This is a genomic window from Streptomyces sp. CBMA123, assembly GCF_014596465.1.
In the GTDB taxonomy this organism is placed as follows: domain Bacteria; phylum Actinomycetota; class Actinomycetes; order Streptomycetales; family Streptomycetaceae; genus Kitasatospora.
Window position 1 is genome coordinate 1 of sequence record NZ_MECK01000060.1, and the last position, 21,088, is coordinate 21,088.

17 protein-coding genes and 1 pseudogene are annotated in these 21,088 nt (G+C 74.7%); 15 read left to right on the forward strand and 3 right to left on the reverse strand.

From position 1 onward, the window contains the following. The 9 genes and pseudogenes from BG452_RS09845 to BG452_RS09885 form a co-directional block, all read left to right on the forward strand. A pseudogene (locus BG452_RS09845) lies at nucleotides 1-514 on the forward strand (hypothetical protein); the annotation flags it as partial. Between the two features lie 16 nt (nucleotides 515-530). Continuing rightward, nucleotides 531-1,052, forward strand: a complete 522-nt coding sequence (locus BG452_RS09850) for a beta-ketoacyl synthase N-terminal-like domain-containing protein (protein ID WP_188303842.1) — start codon at nucleotides 531-533, stop codon at nucleotides 1,050-1,052. A 217-nt stretch (nucleotides 1,053-1,269) separates the two neighbouring features. Then, nucleotides 1,270-2,901, forward strand: coding sequence for a class I adenylate-forming enzyme family protein (locus tag BG452_RS09855; RefSeq protein WP_188303843.1), 1,632 nt, complete (start codon nucleotides 1,270-1,272; stop codon nucleotides 2,899-2,901). Beyond that, complete coding sequence (locus BG452_RS09860; protein WP_188303844.1) at nucleotides 2,898-4,154, forward strand: beta-ketoacyl-[acyl-carrier-protein] synthase family protein; 1,257 nt, start codon at nucleotides 2,898-2,900, stop codon at nucleotides 4,152-4,154. Before BG452_RS09855 ends, BG452_RS09860 begins: the two co-directional genes overlap by 4 nt. Nucleotides 4,155-4,268: 114 nt before the next feature. Continuing rightward, entirely contained in the window at nucleotides 4,269-5,303 is a 1,035-nt protein-coding gene (gene hppD / locus BG452_RS09865) for a 4-hydroxyphenylpyruvate dioxygenase (protein ID WP_188303845.1), read from the forward strand. Nucleotides 5,304-5,329: 26 nt separating this feature from the next. Beyond that, nucleotides 5,330-6,244, forward strand: a complete 915-nt coding sequence (locus tag BG452_RS09870; protein WP_188303846.1) for a phytanoyl-CoA dioxygenase family protein — start codon at nucleotides 5,330-5,332, stop codon at nucleotides 6,242-6,244. 35 nt (nucleotides 6,245-6,279) lie between these two features. Beyond that, nucleotides 6,280-7,227, forward strand: a complete 948-nt coding sequence (locus tag BG452_RS09875) for a thiamine pyrophosphate-dependent dehydrogenase E1 component subunit alpha (protein WP_188303856.1) — start codon at nucleotides 6,280-6,282, stop codon at nucleotides 7,225-7,227. Beyond that, the gene (locus tag BG452_RS47615) at nucleotides 7,224-8,192 is read left to right on the forward strand and encodes an alpha-ketoacid dehydrogenase subunit beta (protein WP_188303847.1); all 969 of its coding nucleotides are present in this window, start codon (nucleotides 7,224-7,226) and stop codon (nucleotides 8,190-8,192) included. The genes BG452_RS09875 and BG452_RS47615 overlap by 4 nt, the downstream gene beginning before the upstream one ends. 77 nt (nucleotides 8,193-8,269) lie before the next feature. Next, nucleotides 8,270-9,055 carry a DUF3050 domain-containing protein gene (locus BG452_RS09885; protein ID WP_188303848.1) on the forward strand — a complete coding sequence of 262 codons (786 nt, stop codon included), beginning with the start codon at nucleotides 8,270-8,272 and terminating at the stop codon, nucleotides 9,053-9,055. 41 nt (nucleotides 9,056-9,096) lie between these two features. Here the strand turns inward: BG452_RS09885 and BG452_RS09890 are convergent, their stop codons facing one another. Continuing rightward, a complete protein-coding gene (locus tag BG452_RS09890) occupies nucleotides 9,097-10,446 on the reverse strand; it encodes an acyltransferase (RefSeq protein ID WP_188303849.1) in 1,350 nt (449 codons plus the stop codon). A 125-nt stretch (nucleotides 10,447-10,571) separates the two neighbouring features. Between BG452_RS09890 and BG452_RS09895 the strand changes: the two genes are divergently transcribed. The 4 genes from BG452_RS09895 to BG452_RS09910 all read left to right on the forward strand — a co-directional run bounded on the left by BG452_RS09895 (nucleotide 10,572) and on the right by BG452_RS09910 (nucleotide 15,115). Beyond that, entirely contained in the window at nucleotides 10,572-12,950 is a 2,379-nt protein-coding gene (locus BG452_RS09895) for an FHA domain-containing protein (RefSeq protein WP_188303850.1), read from the forward strand. Nucleotides 12,951-13,077: 127 nt separating this feature from the next. Continuing rightward, entirely contained in the window at nucleotides 13,078-13,668 is a 591-nt protein-coding gene (locus tag BG452_RS09900) for a hypothetical protein (protein ID WP_188303851.1), read from the forward strand. After that, on the forward strand, nucleotides 13,665-14,681 hold the full coding sequence (locus BG452_RS09905; RefSeq protein WP_317620972.1) for a serine/threonine-protein kinase: 1,017 nt from the start codon (nucleotides 13,665-13,667) through the stop codon (nucleotides 14,679-14,681). The genes BG452_RS09900 and BG452_RS09905 overlap by 4 nt, the downstream gene beginning before the upstream one ends. Before the next feature lie 59 nt (nucleotides 14,682-14,740). Then, a complete protein-coding gene (locus BG452_RS09910; protein WP_188303852.1) occupies nucleotides 14,741-15,115 on the forward strand; it encodes a DUF1304 domain-containing protein in 375 nt (124 codons plus the stop codon). Between the two features lie 22 nt (nucleotides 15,116-15,137). Here the strand turns inward: BG452_RS09910 and BG452_RS09915 are convergent, their stop codons facing one another. After that, the gene (locus BG452_RS09915; protein ID WP_188303853.1) at nucleotides 15,138-16,484 is read right to left on the reverse strand and encodes a streptophobe family protein; all 1,347 of its coding nucleotides are present in this window, start codon (nucleotides 16,482-16,484) and stop codon (nucleotides 15,138-15,140) included. A 540-nt stretch (nucleotides 16,485-17,024) separates the two neighbouring features. Here BG452_RS09915 and BG452_RS09920 point away from each other — a divergent pair. Together BG452_RS09920 and BG452_RS09925 are read left to right on the forward strand one after the other, a co-directional pair. Beyond that, nucleotides 17,025-18,269, forward strand: coding sequence for a DUF6777 domain-containing protein (locus BG452_RS09920; RefSeq protein WP_188303854.1), 1,245 nt, complete (start codon nucleotides 17,025-17,027; stop codon nucleotides 18,267-18,269). Nucleotides 18,270-18,583: 314 nt separating this feature from the next. Next, nucleotides 18,584-19,387, forward strand: a complete 804-nt coding sequence (locus BG452_RS09925) for a nucleotidyltransferase (protein ID WP_188303855.1) — start codon at nucleotides 18,584-18,586, stop codon at nucleotides 19,385-19,387. Between the two features lie 126 nt (nucleotides 19,388-19,513). Here BG452_RS09925 and BG452_RS09930 read toward each other — a convergent pair. Further along, nucleotides 19,514-21,088: LCP family protein (locus tag BG452_RS09930; RefSeq protein WP_223242001.1), on the reverse strand; the 1,575-nt coding region annotated here is incomplete at its 5' end.

The window sequence follows — 21,088 nt, forward strand, 5'->3', positions numbered from 1 at the left end:
CCCCCCCCCCCCCCCCCCCCCCCCCCCCCCCCCCCCCCCCCCCCCCCCCCCCCCCCCCCCCCCCCCCCCCCCCCCCCCCCCCCCCCCCCCCCCCCCCCCCCCCCCCCCCCCCCCCCCCGCCCCCCCCGCCGCCCCCGCGGCCCGGGCCGGCGTCGCCCCCGCCGAGGTCGGCTACGTCAACGCCAACGGCACCGGATCCGACCTCGCCGACCAGGCCGAAGCCACCGCCCTGCGGCGGGTGTTCGGCCCACACACCGCCGAACTCCCGGTCAGCTCCAGCAAGTCCGTGCACGGCCACGCCCTGGAGGCCTCCGCACTGCTCGAACTCGCCGTCACCATCGGCGCGTTGGACACCGGAATGGTCCCGGTCAACGCCGGCTGGCTCGGCCCCGACCCGGCCGTCCGGCTGGACCTCGTCCTGGACGGCCCGCACACCGCCCGGCCCCGCTACGCGCTCAGCCTCAACTCCGCCTTCGGCGGCGCCAACACCGCGCTGCTGCTGGCCGCCGCCTGACCCCGACACCCACACCATGACCTCCCCTGCCGCCAGCCCGCTCCGCGTCCTCGCCCAGGCCCGCCGCCCCGGCCCGGACCTCCACGGACCCCCGCCGCCACTGCCCGGCTTCGCCGCCTCCGGCCTGGGCCCCCTGATCGCCGACACCGCCGACCACTGCCTGCGCGCCCACCACGGCCCGCCACCCGCCCCCGGGCGGACCGCCCTGCTGCTCGCCAGCGCAAGCGGCGACCGCGCCACCGCGCGGGCCATCGACCGCAGCGCGGAGCCCGGACGGCGCCCGGCCCCCCTGCTGTTCTTCCAGTCCAACCCCAACGCCGTCCTCGGGCACATCGCCGCCCGCTGGGGCCTGACCGGCCCCGTCGTGGCGACCAGCCCGGCCGAGGCCGTACCCGGCACCGTCCCCGCGGACGCGTACGAGCTGGCCGCGCTGCTGCTCGCCGACGGGGACGCCGACCACGTGCTGGTCATCGCCGCCGAGCAGAGCGCCGACGGCGACCACGCGGTGGCCGTCCTGCTCACCCACCCGGGCGGCTGAACCCGCCCGGCCCGCCCGCCCGTTGCCATCGACGAGGCCCGCCGCCCGCCGCCCGCCGCAGCAGCACCCGGCACACCAGCCGGCCGCCCGGCCCGCCGTCGGCCCCGCCCACGCCGCATCCCCGCCGCATCCCCGCCGCCGTCCGCGCGCCGGAAGCACCCTGCCACCCCGATCAGCCGCCCGGGCCGCCCCGGCCCCGAGGGAGGGATCCACCCCCGTGACCATCCGCAGTCTCCGCACCCAGCTCGCGGACGACCCCGACGTGGGCGCCGGCAACGTGCTGACCGCCCGGATCGCCCTCGGCCAGGGCCTGGACGAGCCGCTGCTCACCTTCGACACCCCGGTGGACCACCACCCCGCCTGGCAGCCGCTCACCCTGCGTGAGCTCGACCGCGCCGTCCGGGCCCGCGCCGCCGCCCTGCACGGCCTCGGCATCACCCGGCACGACCCGGTCGTGGTCTACGCCGGCGACGCCGCCGACCACGTGCTCGCCTTCCTCGCCCTGGCCCGGCTCGGCGCCGTCCCCGCGCTGCTCAACCCCCACCTGGACGCCGAGCGCGCCGCCCGCTACATCGCCCGGATCGGCGCGGCCGGAGTGCTCGCCGACCCGGCCCACCTGACCGCCCTGGCCGGCCACGACCCGGGCGCGCCACTGCTGCCCGAGATCGCCACCCTCGGCGCGGGCGACCCGGAGGCCGCCCCCGAGCCGTACCGGCACTGGTCCGGGGACCCGGTGGCGATCACCCACTCCTCCGGCACCACCGGCATGCCGAAGGCCGTCGTCCACTCCCACGCGAGCCTGTACGCGGCGATCCGCCACCGGCTGCGGCTGCCCCGCCCCCAGGGCCAGGACCGGATGCTCAGCGCCCTGCCCGCCCCGCACGCCGCGACCCTGATCGCGCTCAACCTCGCGCTCAGCTCGCACACCGAGCTCGCCTGCCTCTCCGGCCAGGCCGGCGCCGGGGTGCTGGACGCGATCGAGCGCTGGCGCCCCACCGGGGTGATCGGCTTCGCCGCGACCTGGGCCGACCTCGCCCACCACGACCTCGCCGCACGGGACTTGGCGTCCGTCGCGCTCTGGTGGAACACCGGCGACTGCGCCCACGAAGTGCACATCCGCCGGCTGATCGCCACCGGCAGCCGGGAGGCCGTCACCCGCGCGGGCCGCTCCCGGCTGCCCGGCTCGCTGTTCGTGGACGGCCTGGGCTCCACCGAGATGGGCCACTCCCATTTCTTCATCACCCACGGCCCCGGCACCGAGCGCTACGGGCGCTGCGTCGGCCGTCCGCACGCCTTCGTCGACTGCGTCGTGGTCGGCCCGGACGGCGAGCCGCTCGGGCCCGGCGAGGTCGGCGAACTCGCCACCGCCTCACCGACCCTGGCGCTCGGCTACTGGAACGACTCGGCCACCACCTTCCGCACCCGGCTGCGCGGCCGCTTCCTCACCGGGGACCTGATGTACCGGGACGAGGAGGGCTACTACTACCACGTCGACCGGGCCGTGGACTCGCTCGAACTCGGCGACGGAAAGCGGCTGTTCACCGCGATGTCGGAGGAACGGGTGCTGGCCGCGCGGACGGACGTGCTGGACTGCACGGTGGTCGCGGTACGGGACGGCGAGCAGGTGGTCACCGACGTGCTGCTGCTCCTCACCGAGGGCGCCGACCGCGGCGACGGCCCGGACGCCGACCGCGCCAAGGCGGTGGTCGCCGCCCTGGACGACGCCACCGCCGCGACCGTGCGCCGAGTCCTGGTGGTCACCGGGGACGACATCCCGCTCGGCCCGACCGGCAAGGTCCGCAAGGTACTGCTGCGTCAGCGTCATCTGGCGGGGGTGAGCGCCCGGTGACCGCGCGCGAAGCAGCCGTCATCACCGGCATCGGCCTGGTCTCACCGCTCGGCCGCAAGCCCGCCGAGGTGTTCGAGGCGCTGGCCGCCGGCCGCTCCGGCCTGCGGGCCGTCCCCGAGGGCCACCCCGCGCACGGCTGGCTGCCGGCCGCCGGGATCGCCCCCGCTGTGGACGGCCGCGAGGTGCTGCCGCCCACCGAGACCCGCTGCGTGGACCGCTTCGTGCTGCTCGCCCTGGCCGCCGCCGACGACGCGCTCGCCGACGCCGCCCTGGAGGTCGGCCGGGACGCCGACCCGCACCGCACCGCCGTGGTGCTGGCCACCGGGGGCGGCGGCCTGGAGACCTTCGAGCAGCAGTCCCACCGGCGGCTGGACCGCGGCCGCCCCGGCGTCAGCCCGTACCTGCTGCCGGGCATGCTGTCCAACATGGCCGCCGCCCGGATCGCCATCAAGTACGGGATCCGCGGCTACAGTTCGGCCGTGGTGACGGCCTGCGCGGCCGGCGCCCAGGCGATCGCCGAGGGGCTGCGGCTGATCCGCGCGGGCGACGCCGATGTGGTGGTGTGCGGCGGCACCGAGTCCTCGCTGCACCCGACCATCGCCGCCGCCTTCACCAACGCCCGCGCCCTGGCCCAGGGTTGGGACGACCCCGAGCAGTCCAGCCGGCCCTTCGACGCCCGCCGCAACGGCTTCGTGCTGGGCGAGGGCAGCGCCGTCCTCGTCCTGGAGCGCGCCGGGCACGCCGCCGCGCGCGGCGCCACCGGGTACGCCGACGTGCTCGGCTGGGGCGCCTCCACCGACGCCCACCACCCGACCATGCCCCGCCCGGACGGCACCGGCGCCGCCGACGCGATGCGGATGGCGCTCGCCAACGCGGGCCTGACACCGGGCGACATCGACTACGTGAACGCCCACGGCACCGGCACCAAGCTCGGTGACGCGGCGGAGACCGCCGCCCTGCACGCCGTCTTCGGCGCGCACCGGCCGGCGGTCAGCTCCACCAAGGGCGCCACCGGCCATCTCCTGGGCGCCGCGGGCGCGTTGGAGGCGGCGGTAACGGCCCTGGCGGTGGCGCGGGGGACACTGCCGCCGACGCTCAACCTGACCGACCCCGACCCGGCCTGCGACCTGGACCACGTCCGGGGCGCCGCCCGGTCCGGCCCGGTGCGCGCCGCACTGAGCAACGCCTTCGCCTTCGGCGGCCACAACCTGAGCCTGATCCTCGGCCCGGCCTCCGTCCGGCCGACCGGCTGAGGCGGGCCCGACCGTTCCCGCCGGGCCGCGCGACGCACACGGTCGGACCCGCCCGGCCGCGACCGCCCGCACCACCACGCGCTCGACCCGACATCCCTCCGGGGGGAGATCCCGTTGTCCATCCAGACCATCGCCCGCGTCGAGTTCCACTGCGCGGACGCCGACAAGACCGCAGCCGGACTGCACGCCGACTACGACTTCACCGCCGACCCCCCGAGCACCTCGGCGGACGGCACCCGCACCATCGACCTGCGCCAGGGCTCGATCCGGCTGCGGCTGACCTCCGCCGCCGACCCCGGCCACCCGGTGTCCGCCTACGTCGCCCGGCACGGGGACGGCGTCGCCGCCCTCGCCCTCGGCTGCGCCGACCCGCGGGCCGCCCTGGAGCGGGCCGAACGGCACGGCGCCCGGGTGCTGGACCGGGAGGCCTGCCTGATCGCCGGCTTCGGCGACACGGCCCTGCGGTTCACCTCGATGCACGCGGCCGGGCCCGCCGAACCCGCCGGGCCCGCCACCGACCCCGCCGACACCGCCGCCGAGCCCGCCGGGCCGGGCCTGCTGGACGCCCTCGACCACGTCGCGATCTGCCTGCCCGGCGGCGAACTCGCCGGCGCCGTACGGTTCTGCGAGGCCGCGCTCGGCTTCCACGCGATCTTCGAGGAGTACATCGAGGTCGGCGAGCAGGCCATGGACTCCACCGTGGTGCAGAGCGCCTCCGGCCTGGTCACCTTCACCCTGATCGAGCCCGACACCGCCCGCCGCCCCGGCCAGATCGACGAGTTCCTGGCCGCCCACGGCGGCGCCGGGGTGCAGCACCTGGCCTTCAGCACCCATGACATCGCCACCGCCGTCCGGACGATCCGCGCGCGCGGCGTGGAGTTCCTGACCACCCCGGGCGCCTACTTCGACGCGCTCACCGAGCGGCTCGGCGGGACGGCCATCCCGGTGGAGACCCTGCGCGACCTGCACGTCCTGGTCGACCAGGACCACGGCGGCCAGCTGTTCCAGATCTTCGCCCGCTCGACCCACCCCCGGCGCACCTCCTTCCTGGAGCTGATCGAGCGCCAGGGCGCCGGCACGTTCGGCACCGCGAACATCAAGGCGCTGTACGAGGCGGTCGAGCGCCAGACCTCCGTCACCGCCGGCTGACCGCTCCCAGAAGGGAAGCACCACCGATGACCACCGCCACCGAGTTCCGCCTCACCGACGCCGAACACGCCCTGCTGCCCACCCCCGAGGAGGTGGCGCACTACCGCGAGCACGGCTGGTACCTCTCCCGCAGGCTGTTCAGCGACGAGGAGCTGGACACCCTCCAGGCCGCCACCGAGCTGTACTACGCGGGCCACCGCGACCGCGAACTGCCCGTCCGCCCGGCCCGGTTGGCCGCCTGGGAGCCCTCGCACGGGCCCGTCCAGCGGCACAACGACTACGTCCACCACGAGAGTGACGCGATCGGCGCGATCCTGCGCAAGCCGCTGGTCGGAGCGGTGGCCGCGCTGCTGGCCGGGGCCGAGGAGATCCGGATCTTCCAGTCCACCCTGATCTACAAGCCGCCGGTGCCCGGGGAGCCCAGCAACCGGGTGCCGTGGCACTTCGACAAGCACTACTGGCAGACCTCCACCTCCGAGGACATGCTCACCGCCTTCATCCCGTTCCACGACTGCCGCGAGGAGAACGGCACCATCACCATGATCGACGGCAGCCACCGCTGGCGGGAGCTGCCCTCCGGCGAGGACTCCACCCGGCACTTCGCCGACCGCGACAGCGGCGAGTTGGACGCCATCCTGGACGCCAACGCCGCGTTCAACGGGCAGCGGGTGCGCAAGGTCCCGATGCTGATCCCGCGCGGCCACATGTCCTTCCACCACTGCCGCACCTACCACGGCAGCGGCCCCAACCTGGCGTCCTTCCCCCGCCGGGCCGTGTCGCTGCACCTCCAGGACGGCGCCAACGAGTACCGCCGGCACGAACGCCCGGACGGCGGCCCGGTGGTGTACAACCACGACGTGCTGGTGCGCCGCACCGCCGACGACCGGCCGGACTACGCCGACCCGGCCTACTGCCCCACGGTCTGGCGGGCAGAGCGGTGACCGCACCCCTGACCACCCCCGCCGAGCGCTACCGGATGCTGCGGCTGATCCGCGGCTTCGAGGAGCTGGCGCTCGGCCTGGTGACGTCCGGCGCGATCCCCGGCGGCATCCACCCGTACATCGGCCAGGAGGCCGTCGCCGTCGGCGTCTGCTCGGCGCTCGGCCCGGCCGACCGGCTCACCAGCACCCACCGCGGGCACGGGCACGTGCTCGCCCGGGGCGCCGCCCCGCACCGGCTGCTCGCCGAACTCGCAGGCCGGGTCGACGGGTTGAACGGCGGCCGGGGCGGCTCGATGCACGCCGCCGACCTCTCGCTGGGCATCCTCGGCGCCAACGGCATCGTCGGCGCCGGGGCCCCGATCGCGGTCGGCGCGGCCTGGGCCTCCCGACACGGGGAAGCCGACGACGACGCGGTGGCGGTGGCCTTCTTCGGCGACGGCGCGCTCAACCAGGGCGTGCTGCTGGAATCGCTCAACCTCGCGGCGATGTGGCGGCTGCCGGTCGTCTTCGTCTGCGAGAACAACGGCTACGCCACCACCCTGCCCGCCGCCACCGCCGTCGCAGGCAGCGCCACCGGCCGGGCCGCGGCATTCGGCATCCCCGCCGAGCAGGTCGACGGCATGGACACCGAGGCGGTGCGCGCCGCCGCCCTGCGCGCGGTCGGGCGGGCCCGCTCCGGCGACGGCCCCGGCTTCCTGGAGTGCCGCACCTACCGCTACGAGGGCCACCACACCATGGAGCGCCGGATGAAGCTGCGCTACCGCGCCCCCGAGGAGGTCGCGGCCTGGCGCGAGCGCGACCCGCTGCCCCGGGCCGCCGCCCCGCTCGACCCGGCGACGGTCGCCGAGCTGGACCGCTCGGTGGCCGAACAGCTGGCCGCCGCCGAGAAGTTCGCGCTCGCCTCAGCCCACCCGGACCCGGCGGGCGCGCTGGACCACCTGTACGCCGACGGCCTGCGGCCCCGGGCGGGGGTGTCGGCGTGACCAGGCTCTCGTACACCAAGGCGCTCAACCGGGCGCTGGCCGACGAACTCGCCGAGGACCCGGCGGTCTGCGTGTTCGGCGAGGACATCGGCGCGGGCATGGCCGGCCCGACCCTGGGCCTGCTGGACCGCTTCGGGCCCGGGCGGATCGTGGACACCCCGCTGTCCGAACAGGCCTTCACCGCGATGGCGATGGGCGCCGCACTGGCCGGGCGGCGGCCGGTGCTGGAGTTCCAGATCCCCTCGCTGCTCTTCCTGGTCTTCGAGCAACTCGTCAACCAGGCCCACAAGTTCTCGCTGATGACCGGCGGCCAGGCGGCCGTCCCGCTGACCTGCCTGGTGCCCGGCTCGGGCTCCCGGGACGGCTGGGCCGGGCAGCACTCCGACCACCCGTACAGCCTGTTCGCCCACGCCGGGGTGAAGACCGTGGTGCCCGCCACCCCGACCGACGCCTACGGGCTGCTGCGCTCGGCGATCCGTGACCCGGACCCGGTGGTGGTGTTCGCCCCGGCCGCGGCCCTGCCGGTGCGCGAGACCGTCACCTGGGAGCTGGCGCCCGTCCCGCTCGGCCGGGCCCGGATCCACCGCCCCGGCACCGACGTCACCGTGGTCGCCCTCGGGCACCTGGTGCACGACGCCCTGGCCGTCGCCGAGGAGCTGGCACCGGAGCTCTCGGCGGAGGTCCTCGACCCGCGCACCGTCCACCCCTTCGACTGGTCCGCGCTCGCCGAGTCGCTGGAACGCACTGGCCGACTGGTCGTGGTGGACGACTCCAACCGCAGCTGCGGCTTCGGCGCCGAGGTGCTGGCCACCGCCGCCGAGGAGATGCGCCTGATCGCCCCACCGCGCCGGATCACCCGCCCGGACGGCGCGGTGCTCCCCTTCGCCCCCGCGCTGGACCGGGCCGTCCAGCCCGGCCGCGAACAGTTGCGGCACGCGCTGCGGTCCGTTATGAAAGCCCACTGACCCGCGTCACGCGGCCACCGCCCCCTCCCCCGAGAACACAGCCTCAGAGAACACAACCCCCTGGAACAGGAGCACCGTTGTCCAGCAACCGCTACCACTGGGACCGTTCCCACCCCGGCCTGACCAGTCTCCAGCAGGCCATCGACCCGCTGCGCCGCGAGGTCGTCGAGCACTCGGTGTACCGCTCGCTGACCAGCATCGAGCGCGTCCGCACCTTCCTGGACAGCCACGTCTTCGCCGTCTGGGACTTCATGTCGCTGCTCAAGAGCCTGCAGCGCGACCTCACCTGCGTGGACGTGCCGTGGGTCCCGAGCGGTCCGACCGCCAGCCGCCGGCTGATCAACGAGATCGTCCTGGTGGAGGAGAGCGACGAGCTGGGCGAGGGCTTCACCAGCCACTTCGAGCTGTACGTCGAGGGCATGCGCCAGGCCGGCGCCGACCCCCGCCCGGTGACGGACTTCCTGGCCCTGCTGGGCTCCGGCCGGTCCGTGCCGGAGGCCCTCAAGACGGCCGGCGTGCCCGGGCCCGCCGTCGATTTCACCTCCGTCACCTGGTCGATCGTGGAGAACGCGCCGGTGCACGGCCGGGCCGCCGCCTTCGCCTTCGGCCGCGAGGACCTCATCCCGGACATGTTCACCCAGGTGGTCGGGATCGACGACCCCGACGGCGTGCTCACCGTGTTCAAGGACTACCTGGCCCGCCACATCGAGGTGGACGGCGAGCAGCACACCCCGATGGCGATGCAGATGCTGATCGACCTGTGCGGCGACGACCAGGCCGTGTGGGACTCCTGCGCCGAGACCGTCCGGACGGCGCTGGAGGCCCGGCTGCGGCTGTGGACCGCGATCGAGCAGTCCTTCTAGCGCAGCAGGTCACCGCACCGTCGGCCCTCCGAAGAAGGAGCTCACAGCACCTTCGGCAGCACCGCCGCCGAGGCGGGCGGCTGGTCGGTCGCCGACCGGAACCGGTGCAGCGCCGCCCGGCCGTCCGCCCCGCGCAGTCGGGCGGCGAGCCGGGCGGGCAGCACCACGGTGCTCAGCCGGCCCTCGCCGCGGTACCCTTCGATCGTCCAACTGACCCAGGGCAGCGGATAGTTGGCCGCCGGACTGAAGAACACCGGCGGGCCGCCCTGGAAGTTCAGCCGATAGGCACCGAAGCCGCTCCAGTTGGAGAAGCTGAACCGGCGCTCCGTCGGGTCGAAGCCCAGCGGCACGCACTCCCCCAGCCGGGAACGGCCCAGCCCGGCCAGGAAGTCCAGGTTGGCGCGGAGGTTGAGGTGGGCGGCCGGGAACTCCTCGACCGCCGACCGCAGTTCGGCGGCCAGCACTGCCGGTCCGTCCTTCGGCCGGTGCGGCAGGTGCACCTCGCTCAGCAGGTTGCCCACCAGGGCGGGCGAAAGCCCCAGCCAGCGGCGGGCGTTGACCGGCACGGTGAGCATCCGCTCGGCCTCGTCGCCGTCCACGGCGCGCAGGGTGGCGAGGACATGGGCGCAGAGCGCATCCGCGGAGGACAGCCGGCGTCCGGCGGCCGCGCCGAACTCCTCGCGCATCCGGTCGACTTCGGCATCGGTGAAGGCGATCTGGAGTGTCCGGTTGGCGCGCGGACCGGCGGCCGCCTCGCGGGCCAGCAGCTCCGCCTCCGCCGCCGAGGGCACCCGGAAGCCGGGGCGTCCGCAGTCCTCGGCCGGCAGCACCGCCTCCAGCAACGCGTCCTGGTCGGCGACGAGTTCGGCCTCCGGCAGCGGTTCGCCCTCGACCGCCGCCGACCAGATCCGCAGCAGCAGCATGAAGCTGTGCAGGTCCCCGATCGCGTGGTGCCAGGAGCAGCCGAGCACGGTGCCGCCGTCGGCGGTGCGGGTGATCCGTACGGTGAGCAGCGGGGCGTCCCCGGTGCGCGCGGCCACGGCGTCCACCGGGTCGACCAGTTCGGAGCCGGCCGCCACCACCCGGCCCATCACCTCGGTGAGGGTGCCGTCCACGCTGTAGACCTCCAGCGGCACTCCGGAGTCGTCGCAGACCGCCCGCAGCGCGCCGTCGTCGGTGCGCAGCCGTCCGGCGAACACCGGCACCCGGTGCAGGGCGAGGGCGAGCCCGGCGGCGAGCCGGTCCTCATCCAGCGGCCGGTCGAAGCAGAGCACGACGGAGACGGCGAGGTCCGCGAGCATGGTGTCCATCAGGCCCAGCCGCAGCACCCGGCCGTCGGCCCGGCCGGCTCGGACGGTCCGGGAGCTGCGCGGCTGCGGCCAGATCGTCATGAGGTCCCATCCGGTGGTTCGGCCTGCGGGCACGCCGAACGATAGTGCTGCGCCGAGCCAGTGGTCCAGTCCAATGTCAGCATCCGGAAAGGCCGTTCACGGGCGCCGACGATAGAATTCCCAGCATGGGACAGCGCCCCGGCGCGCCCACCGCGCCGCCCCTCGTCCTGGTCACCGACCACGAGTCCCAGCTGATCGACCCGGCCCGGGCCTACCACCTGGGCCGCGACCCGACCAGCGAGATCGTGCTGGACGACCCCCGGGTGTCCTGGCACCACGCGGTGCTGCGCGCCGCCGCCGGCCACTGGCAGCTGGAGGACGTCGGCAGCACCAACGGCACCTACGACCAGGGCCGCCGGGTCGACCACGAGGACGTCGGCCCGGGCACCCGGCTGCGCTTCGGCGATCCGGCCACCGGCCCGGCCGCGACCTTCACCGGCCTGCCCGCCCCCGCCGCCGCCCCGGCGGGCGCCGAGCACCCGACCCTGCTCGTCCCGGAGAGCTCCAACGTCTTCCGCAGCCCCAGCGCCGTCCTGGACCTGCCCGGCCCGACCGTACGGATCGGCCGCGCGCCCGACAACGACCTGGTCATGGACGACCTGCTGGTCTCCCGGCACCACGCCGAACTGCGCGAACTCCCGGACGGCCGCCACGAGATCGTCGACCTGGAGAGCCACAACGGCACCTACCTCAACGGGCACCCGGTGCGGCACGCCCCGATCGGCCCGACCGACATCGTCGGCATCGGCCACGCCGAGCTCTGCCTGGTCGACGGCCGACTGGTCGAGTACGACGACACCGGCGAGATCTCCCTGGACGTCCAGCACCTGATCGTGCGGGTCGGCCCAGACCAGCGGGTGCTGCTGGACGACGTCGGCTTCCCGCTCACCGAGCGGACCCTGCTCGCGGTGGCCGGCCCGAGCGGCGCCGGCAAGTCCACCCTGCTCAACGCGCTCACCGGGCTGCGCCCCGCCGACGAGGGAACCGTGCTGTACGACGGCCGCGATCTCTACCATGACTACGCCGAACTGCGCCGCCGGATCGGCCTCGTCCCCCAGGACGACATCCTGCACACCCAGCTGACCGTCCGCCGCGCTCTGTCCTACGCCGCCGAACTGCGCTTCCCGGGCGACACCGCGGCCGCCGAGCGCGAGGCCCGGGTCTCCGAGGTGATCCGTGAACTGGGGCTGGAGAAGCGAGAGCACCAGGTGATCGCCAGTCTCTCCGGCGGCCAGCGCAAGCGGGTCAGCATCGCGCTGGAGCTGCTCACCAAGCCCTCCCTGCTCTTCCTCGACGAGCCGACCTCCGGGCTGGACCCGGGCATGGAGCGCTCGGTGATGCGGATGCTGCGCGGACTGGCCGACGACGGCCGCACGGTGGTCGTGGTGACCCACAGCGTCCTGAGCCTCAACGTGTGCGACCGCCTGCTGGTGCTCGCCCCCGGCGGCCGGACGGCCTACTACGGTCCGCCGACCGAGGCGCTGGCGTACTTCGGCGAGCAGGAGTGGCCGGAGGCCTTCGAGAGCTTCGAGAGCGACTCCGAGGGGGTCTCCCAGCAGCGGTTCCGCGCCTCGCCGCAGTACCGCCAGTACGTGATGGCCGAGGCCGCGCACCCGGCGCAGCCACCGGTGGCCTCCACCCCCGTGATCGGCCGGGAGAAGCCGCAGAGCTGGTTCTCCCAGCTGGGCACCCTGGTGCGCCGGTACGCCACGGTGCTCGCCGCCGACAGGCTGTTCCTCACCGTGATGATCGCGCTGCCGTTCATCATCGGCCTGATGTGCCGGGGGATGGCCGGCTCACGACTCAGCGACGACAACGCCATCAACTGCCTGCTGACGCTCTGCCTCGGCGGTGTGCTCATCGGCTCGGCCAACGCGGTGCGCGAGGTGGTCAAGGAGCGCGCGATCTACCAGCGGGAACGCGTGGTCGGGCTGTCCAGATCGGCGTACCTGGTCTCCAAGGTGGTGGTGCTCGGCCTCGTCACGGCAGCCCAGTCCGCAGTGCTGACGGTGGTCGGCCTGGCCGGGGTCGGACTCACCGCACAGCCGCGGCCGAACGCCCCGCCACCGGTGACCAGCGGCGTGCTGCTGCCCCAGCTGCCCGAGCTGATCCTCGCGATCGCGCTGCTCGGCTTCACGTCGATGATGCTCGGCCTGGTGGTCTCCGCGTTCGTCGGCAGGGAGGAGACCACGATGCCGCTGCTGGTGCTCCTCGCGATCGTCCAGGTCGTCTTCAGCGGCCTGATGCTCAAACTGAACGGCGTCCCCGGACTGGAGCAGTTCGCCTGGCTCGTCCCGTCCCGGTGGGGCCTGGCCGCCATGGCCCGCACCGTGGACCTGGGCCGGCTCGTCGTGCCCAGCCCGATCACCGAGGACCCGATGTTCCGGCACGAGCGCACCGGCTGGCTGCTGGACATGGGTGCCCTGCTCGCCCTTTCGGTGGGGTACGGGCTGGCCGTGCTCGCCCTGCTGCGGCGGCGCGAGCCGACCATCATGCGCAAGTAGCCGCCCCGGTGGCCGCCGGTAGAGTGGGAAGCGAACTGCGGTGTCAGTGCCGCACGCAGCCCCCGCCCCCGCTCCAATGCGGCGGACTCCGGCTCCGGCTCGCGCGGCGGAGGAAGTGTGGCCGCCCATGGACGAGTTCGCGTTCCGCCCCACCCATGTCGCCCCGCCGGGCGGACTGGCGAGCTGGGCGGCCCCGGACCCGGCGCAGCCGTCCGCCCGGCTCGACCCGTTGCTCCCGGTCCGGCTGATCGCCGACCAGGGCGACTGGGCGCAGGTGCTCTGCTCCAACGGCTGGACCGCCTGGGTGGACGCCCGGCTGCTGGTCACCCTCCCCCAGGCGCCCCCCGCCGCGGACGGCCCGCCCACCCGCACCGCCGACCCCCGCCCCGCACTCGCCGAGGCCGAGGCCGCGCTCTCCCGCCACCGGGCCCTGCTGGCGGAGCTCGCCGCCGGCACCCTGGACCTGGAGACCTTCCGGGAGCGGACCCGCGGCCTGCGGATCGGCCTGGTGGCGGACGGCGAGGCGCTCTGGCTGTTCGACCCGGTGCACGACCGCTGGTGCTACTGCGACGGGCTGCAGTTGCAGACGTACGCGGCCACCGACCGGCCGCCGCCCTCGCCGGAGCCGGAGGTCCACGACCCGCGGGTGTCCGATCCGGCCACCACCGGACCGTCCCGGCCCGACCCGTACCCGCCCACCCGGACCGGCGGGCCGTGATCCCCGCCGAACCGACTCCGGTGTCGGCGCCCAGCCTGCCGGCCGGCCTGGTCGGACGGCAGGTGGCCGACTACCGACTGGAGCGGGAGATCGGACGCGGCGGGATGGCCGTGGTCTACCGGGCCAAGGACCTGCGGCTCGGCCGGACGGTCGCGGTCAAACTGCTGGCCCCCGAGCTGGCCCGCAACGAGGTGTTCCGGCAGCGCTTCATGCACGAGTCCGAGGCCGCCGCCGGGATCGACCACCCGCACATCGTCCCGGTCTTCGGGGCCGGGGAGCACGACGGCATCCTGTACCTGGCGATGCGCTACGTCGAGGGCGGGGACCTGCGCGCCCTGATCAACCGGGACGCCCCGCTCCCGATCGAGCGCACCGCCCGGCTGACGCTGCAGATCGCCTCCGCGCTGGACGCCGCCCACGGCCTCGGGCTGGTGCACCGGGACGTCAAGCCGGGCAACGTCCTGGTCGCCGCCGGCACCGACAGCGAGCACCCCGAACACCTCTACCTGGCGGACTTCGGGCTCACCAAGAAGTCCCTGTCGCTGAGCGGGCTGACCAGCGTCGGCCAGATCGTCGGAACGCTCGACTACGCCGCGCCCGAGCAGATCTCCGGCCGGCCGCTGGACGGGCGCTGCGACCAGTACAGCCTCGGCTGCGTGGTGTTCGAGATGCTCGCGGGCGCCCCGCCGTTCCGCCGGGAGAGCGACCTCGCACTGCTCTGGGCCCACCTCAACGACCCGCCGCCCGACCTGCGCCGGCACCGGCCGGATCTCCCGGAGGCGGTCGGGGCGGTGGTCGCCCGGGCGCTCGCAAAGGCCCCCGACGACCGCTACCCGGACTGCCTGGGGTTCGCCGCCGAACTGCGGGCGGCCGCCGTGCCCGCCCCGTGGAGCGGGGACGGGCCGCCCACCCGGGTCGTCCCGGCGGTCGCCCGGGCCCCCGGCCCCGCCCAGGTGCCGGAGCCCCCCGCCTGGGCCGCCCCGGTCGTCCACCCGCCGCCCTGGGACCGCTAGCCCCGGGACGGCCGGCCCGCACGAGGAAGCCGTTGGAACACACGAGGAAGCAGTCGACCATGAACGCCGTGAGCCAGGTCTTCGCCATGCTCGCCGCCGCGATCCACCTGGTGGTGTGGCCGCTGGAGAGCTACCTGTACGGGCACCCGCGGGTGCGCTACCTGCTCACCGGCAGCACCGCGGACGCCCCGGAGGTCCGGCTGTGGCGGTTCAACGTCGGCTTCTACAACCTGTTCCTGGCCCTCGGCCTGGTCACCGGCCTGGTCCTGCTGCACACCGGGCACTCCGGATCGGGGCGGCCGCTGATCCTCTACATCGCCGCCTTCATGGTGGCCGGCGGGACGACCCTGTTCGTCTCGGAGCCGAAGCTGTGGCGCGGCGCCCTCGGCCAGGCCGTCCCGGCGGCGGTCATCCTGATCGCCGAGCTGGTCTGAACCGGGAACGCGGTGGCCGGGCTCAGCCGCCCGTCGTCTCCTCCGTCACCTCGCCGCGCCGCCGCACCCGCGAGGCGAGCAGCGCCCCGAACAGCCCGGCCAGCAGCCCCCAGCCCGCCGCCAGCGGCACCGCCGTCCACAGGGCCGGGCGCAGCGTCAGGCTGCCGCTGCCCAGCGCCGCCAGCGGATTGTTGCCGCCGAGCACCGCGCCGAGCAGGTCACCCAAACCGCCCTGGCCCAGGCCGACACCGAGCACGGACAGCCCGTACTCGGCGTCTATCCGGGTCCACAGGCCCACCAGCAGCATGGTGACGGCGGTGGCCAGCGCGAAGCGCACCGCGTGCTGCCAGAGCCGCACGGTGCGCGGGGACCGGTAGGCGGCGAGGAAGGCCGCGGCGACCAGCAGCACGGCGGCCAGCGGCAGCAGCCACCAGCTGCGCGCGTCGTGGTCGGCCAGGGTGCCGAGGTCGATGGTCGCCTCCTCGCCGTTGGGCGTGCGCAGCACCGCGCTGAGCGGCTTGGGGACGGGCAGGCCGAGCGCGCCGACCAGCCGGCCGTGCCAGACGGCGCCGAGGCCGAGGCCGAAGGCCAGCCAGACCAGGTTGGGCAGGGCGAGCAGCAGCACGGCCATGGTCTGCCGGGCGTCGCCGTGCACGAGCGCGGTGACGATCCCGGCCACCGCGCCGATCGCCACGTACGCCAGCAGCACCATCCAGAGCGCGAACGCGGCCGGACGGACGGCGAGTTGGTAGCGCAGCAGGCCGCGCGGCAGCGGCGCCCGGCGGGACACCGCGAAGACCGCCGCGAGCACCAGCAGCAGCCAGGCCAGCCCGATGCCGATGGTGGTGACGCCCTCCGCGTGGAAGCCGACGTCCGGGGTGAGCCCGAGCGCGCCGCCGATGGTCTGCGCCAGGCTGCCGCCGAGTTCGATCACGAAGGTGTGCTTGGCGGTGACGGTGATCAGCACCAGGGCGAGCAGCCAGAGCACCACCGTCCGGGCGATCCGGCCGAGCAGTTCACGGCCCCCGGCGACCGCCCGGAACCGCAGTTGGCGCAGGAACACCTCGGCCATCACCACCGCGCCGACCAGCGAGACGCTCAGCGGCATCGCATTCACCCCGGCGTCCACCGCGGCGAAACCGCCCGCGCCGCCGTCGAGTTGGACGGAACCGCCGACCGCCAGCGCCATCGTCGCGGCGAGCACCGGCGGGAAGCCGCCCTCCGGGAGGTCGCCGGCGCCGGCCAGCCAGAGGCCCAGCGCGGCCACCGCCGCCATCGCGACCAGCCCGGCCAGCACCACGGCGAGCGCGTCCAGCCAGCCGCGGACGGCTCCGGGCGGGCCCGCGGCCCCGGTGGTGGGCTGCTGCATGCCGCCTCCCTGTGCTCGGACTCTGCTCGGACTCTCTTCGGCCCTTGCTCGGACTCTGTTCGGCCCCCGCTCGCACTCTGCGCGCGAACGGGGCGGTTCGTTTCCCAGGGTGACCGACCGCCGCCGGGCACGCTCGGCGACGGCCGTGCCACCTGCTGTTGCGGCGAACGGGGTACCGGGGGAGAAATGGAACTCCAGTGGCAGGAGCTTCCCGTGCCGACCGTTCGCGCCGGCCGCCTGCGAAACGGAGCCTCGATGAGTTCCCAACCGCCTCCCCCCGGCCCGCCCAGCGAGCCACCCACCGCTTCGCCCACCGGCCCCCCGTCCGGCCCCCCGTCCGGCCCGCTGGCCGGGCCGCCCTCGGGTGGCGGCACGGGCGGACCGCCGTCCGTACCGCCACCGCCCTCCGGACCGTCCGGACCGTCCGGTCCATCCGGACCATCCGGACCATCCGGTCCGTCCGGATCGTCCGCCGGCGGTGCGGGCGGCGGCGGACGCCGGCCACACACGCCGTGGTGGCGCTCCGGCAAGGGACTGTCGGTGGCGGCGGGCGTGGTGGTGGCGGCCGTGGTGGCGACCGTGCTGATCGTCAGCAATCAGGGCGGCAAGCACGAGGCCGTGCCGACCGCCAACGAGGTCGCACTGCAGGCCCCGGCCGACCCCGGGCCCGCCCCGTTCACCCCTTCGGTGGAAACCCAGGGCGTGAGCGCCCCCGCCCCCGCGCCCACCACCACGGCGGCGCAGCAGCCGGGCGGTGGGCCGAAGAGCGCCTCCCCGACCGTCCTGCACAGCGTGCAGGGCGCCTCGGCCGGGCTGTACGGCGGGACGATGAACAGGCCCAGCTGCGACACCGAGCGGCTGATCGGCATGGTGTCCAGCGGTGACGGCGGACGGGCCTGGGCCTCGGCGGCCGGCATCGAGCAGTCCGCCATCCCGTCCTACCTGCGCTCGCTGACCTCGGCGTACCTGCGGGTGGACACCCGGGTGACCAACCACAGCTACAAGAGCGGCGCGGTGGTCGAGTACCAGTCCGTCCTCCAGGCGGGCACCGCCGTGCTGGTGGACTCCCAGGGCGTGCCCCGGGTGCGCTGCGCCTGCGGCAACCCGCTGAAGCCGCCGGTGCTGGTCAGCGACGCCAAGTACACCGGGAAGGCCTGGGCCGGTTTCCAGCCGAGCACGCTGATCGTGGTGGTGCCGGCGCCACAGCCGGTGACCGAGATCATCCTGGTGAACATCGAGACCGGCGGCTGGTTCTCCCGGCTGACCGGGCGGATCGACGTCGTGGACAAGCACGTCGGACCGCCGCAGGGGCCGCTGGCGCCGGGCGTCCCGCCGCCGGCGCCGTGGAAGCCGACCACCCCGACGGCGACGGCCTCGACCTCGGGCGCGACCTCTTCGGGTGCGACCCCCTCCGGTGCCACCACCTCGGGCTCGACCACCTCGGGCTCGACCACCTCGGGCTCGACGACCTCAGGGCCCACCACCTCCGGCTCGACCACCTCGGGATCGACCACCTCGGGCTCGACCACCTCGGGCTCGACGACCTCAGGGCCCACCACCTCCGGCTCGACGACCTCAGGGCCCACCACCTCCGGGTCCACCACCTCGGGCTCGCCGACCAAGATGACCTCCCCACCCGCGACATCCACCTCGGCGAACTCGCCGACCAAGATGACCTCCCCACCCGCCACCTCCACCTCGGCGAACACGCGGACGGCTACGTGCGCGACCGCCGCGCCGTCCACGCTGCCGCCCTGCACCACGGCCTCGGCCACGACACCCTGATCACGCAACTCCCTTGCTGCCAACAGTCGTTGGACCCAGCAGGTGGCAGCTGCGCGCGCCAGGCAGCAGCACCTTCGCGTCGGCCGGCCCGAGCAACCGCCCGGCCGCCGAGCGCACCTCCACCGGGGCGACCGGGGCGCGGTCGACCGACCGATGCCCCGGGTACCCGTGCGCGCTCCCTCCGTGTTCGCACACGATGGATGCTCGCACACCCCACCGACAGTCCGGACCGGCCATCCGACCCGGCGTCAGCTCCACGGACGTCCCGCCGATATTCGCTGGCCGACGGCGCGGCGGACCGGCAGAGTGTCGTCATGATCAGCCGCGGACTGGACGAGGACGGGTACATCGCGCGGGAGGGCTCACTGGAGCGCGTCCCGCCGGAGTTCGGGCCGGTGGTCGACGCCGCCCGGGAGCGGATCGCCGCCGCCTTCGACCCCGCCCGGCTGCACAGCGCCTACCTGTACGGCAGCATCCCCCGCGGCACCGCCGTCCCCGGCGTCTCCGACCTGGACCTGCTGCTCGCCCTGCGCCACGAGCCCACCCCGGAGGACCGCGCCGGGGCCGACGCCGTCGGGGCCGCCCTCGACGCGGCCTTTCCGCAGGTCGACGGTGTCGGCGTGCTGCTGTTCGACGTGGACACCCTGCTCAGCGAGCTGGAGCGGCACGACCTGGGCTGGTTCGTCGCCTGTCTGTGCACCCCACTGCTCGGCGAGGACCTCGGCGCGCTGCTCCCCCGCTACCGCCCGACCTCCCTGCTCGCCCGCGAGACCAACGGCGACCTCGCGCTCGCCCTCCCCCGCTGGCGCGAACGACTGGCCACCGACGCGGAATCCCGGCTCACCATGCTGAGCCGGGCGGTCTCCCGTCGGCTCGTGCGCACCGGCTTCACCCTGGTGATGCCCCGCTGGAACGGCTGGACGAGCGACCTCACCGCCTCCGCCGAGGCCTTCGCCGTCCACTACCCCGGCCGCGCCGAGCAGATGCGCCTCGCGGCGGCCGTCGCCCGCACCCCCACCACCGACCGCGCCACCCTGGCCGTCCTCATCGACGACCTGGCGCCCTGGCTCGCCGCCGAGTACACCGCCGTGCACGGTCAGAAGGCCCCGCGCCCCTGACCGGTCGCACGTCCGGTCGTCCAACCAGCCCTGCCCGCAAAGCTGTTCACCGCCCCGCCTCGGCCAGGCCGGTCCGGTCCAGGCCGGTCCGGTCCGGTCCGGTCAGCTGGGCTCCCGTCGCCCGACTCAGTCCACGCAGGGGATCCCGCCGGCCTTCACCGCGGGCCCCTGCATCGGCAGCCCGGCGGCCGGGTCGGCGGAGCCGTCGGCCGGGGCCGGCGTGCCCGACGCGGACGCGGACGGGGTGGGGGTCGGGGTCCTGCCGGCGCCGAGGGTGACCAGCACGTGGCCCGCCGCGACCGCCGAGGACGGCACGGCCGTGACGCCGTACCGGGCCGCGACCGCCTGGGCGTCGGCCTTGGCACCGCTGCCGTACGTCACGGTGGTGGTGCGGGTCCGCGCAGGGGCGTCGCCGATCCGGCCCGCCTGGTAACCGAGTTCGACCAGGGCCTTGGACTCGGTGCCGGCGGCGCCGGCACCCGCCGCCGCGTTGACGTCGACCACGGACTTGGGCGCGGCGCTCGGCGAGGGCGCGGGCGCGGGCGGGGTCGTCCCCGCCGGGGCGTCGCCGGGCGTCGCGGCCGGGGCGGCGGGCGCCTGTTCGTGGCTGAACAGCTGCCGGGCGATCTTCTTGATCAGGTCCGGGTTGACGGTGTTGACCTCCTGCCCGCCGACGGTCTTGAACCCGGTGATCGGCAGGGTGTTGAACTCGACGTTGCCGCCGGTGAGGTTGGGCGCCTGCTGGGCGAAGTCGAGGATGTTCCACTCGTTGTCGATCACGACGTCCTTCTTCACCACTCCGAACAGCTTCTGCATCTGCCCGAAGTCGTTGAGGATGCCCTGCTGCTTGAGCTTGTACTCGACGGAGGAGATGAACGCCTGCTGCCGGTGGGTGCGGTCGAGGTCGCCGTTGGTGAGGTGGTGGCGCTGGCGGACGAAGGAGAGCGCCTGGGCGGCGTCCAGCGAGCTGATCCCGGCGGGCAGCTTGAGGCCGGTGCCGCCGCCCTCGTGGCTGGCGGTCCGGGCGATGATCGGATCGTCGACCGGGTGGTTGAGGCAGACCTGGATCGGCTCCACCGCCTTGGCGATGTCGTAGAAGCCGATCAGGTTGACCTCGGCGAAGTGGTCGATCGGGACGTCCAGGAAGCTCTGCACGGTCTGGATCGTGGCCGAGCGGCCCGCCTCCCGGCTCTGCCGCTCCGACTCCGCCTTGGACAGGCCCTTTCCGGCGAGCTTGGACTCGGCGGCCTCCTTGGCGATGCCGTAGGCCTCCTTGATCTTGTGCATCTTGCCGTCCGCGCCGGCGGTCTGCACGTAGTCGTCGCGCGGGACGGACAGCGCGGTGACCTTGCCGCCGTTGGCCGGGATGTGCAGCACGATCAGGGCGTTGGTGTTGTAGCCGCCGATCTCGCTGGAGCCGGCGTGCAGTTCGTCCTCGACGAACTGCTTGGGCAGGTCGTTGCCGTCCATGTCCTTGCGGCTGTCCAGACCGATCAGCAGCAGGTTGACGGACTTGTCCAGGTGCGCCGGGGCGTTCTTCTTGGCCTCGCTCAGCGCGCCGGACTTGATCATGCCATCGTCCAGGCTGCGGTACTCGTACCAGGTGAAGCCGCTGGCGCCGAGCACGGCGACCGAGACGGCGCAGGCCAGGGTGCGGCCGGCCACGGTGAGCGGCGCGGGGCCGCGGCGCGCGGCGCGCCC

Coding starts and splice junctions, on each gene's coding strand:
- BG452_RS09850 (WP_188303842.1), top strand. CDS start 531: ATGACCTCCCCTGCCGCCAGCCCGCTCCGCGTCCTCGCCCAGGCCCGC.
- BG452_RS09870 (WP_188303846.1), top strand. CDS start 5,330: ATGACCACCGCCACCGAGTTCCGCCTCACCGACGCCGAACACGCCCTG.
- BG452_RS09875 (WP_188303856.1), top strand. CDS start 6,280: ATGCTGCGGCTGATCCGCGGCTTCGAGGAGCTGGCGCTCGGCCTGGTG.
- BG452_RS09890 (WP_188303849.1), bottom strand. CDS start 10,446: ATGACGATCTGGCCGCAGCCGCGCAGCTCCCGGACCGTCCGAGCCGGC.
- BG452_RS09895 (WP_188303850.1), top strand. CDS start 10,572: ATGGGACAGCGCCCCGGCGCGCCCACCGCGCCGCCCCTCGTCCTGGTC.
- BG452_RS09900 (WP_188303851.1), top strand. CDS start 13,078: ATGGACGAGTTCGCGTTCCGCCCCACCCATGTCGCCCCGCCGGGCGGA.
- BG452_RS09910 (WP_188303852.1), top strand. CDS start 14,741: ATGAACGCCGTGAGCCAGGTCTTCGCCATGCTCGCCGCCGCGATCCAC.
- BG452_RS09915 (WP_188303853.1), bottom strand. CDS start 16,484: ATGCAGCAGCCCACCACCGGGGCCGCGGGCCCGCCCGGAGCCGTCCGC.
- BG452_RS09925 (WP_188303855.1), top strand. CDS start 18,584: ATGATCAGCCGCGGACTGGACGAGGACGGGTACATCGCGCGGGAGGGC.